This is a genomic window from Psychrobacter sp. CAL346-MNA-CIBAN-0220, assembly GCF_040309805.1.
Lineage (GTDB): Bacteria > Pseudomonadota > Gammaproteobacteria > Pseudomonadales > Moraxellaceae > Psychrobacter.
Genome location: NZ_JBEOPF010000723.1, coordinates 1 through 236 on the forward strand (window position 1 = coordinate 1; position 236 = coordinate 236).

Below are 236 nucleotides of genomic sequence, written 5' to 3' on the forward strand. Positions count from 1 at the left end.
GAGCCAGAAGAGAAAGAAGAGAAGCCAGAATTCGATCCTATTCTACTTCGTCCAGTTGATGACCTTGAATTAACAGTACGCTCAGCAAATTGTTTGAAAGCCGAGCAAATTCAATATATCGGTGATTTAGTTCAGCGCACTGAAGTTGAGCTTCTTAAAACACCTAATTTAGGTAAGAAGTCTCTAACTGAAATTAAAGACGTGCTAGCTTCACGTGGACTTTCTCTGGGCATGCG

General features: G+C 41.1%; 1 protein-coding gene. It reads left to right on the top strand.

Annotated elements, in window-relative coordinates; all coding sequences use genetic code 11:
* Positions 1–236: DNA-directed RNA polymerase subunit alpha C-terminal domain-containing protein (locus AAEY88_RS15470; RefSeq protein WP_350563807.1), on the top strand; the 236-nt coding region annotated here is incomplete at both ends.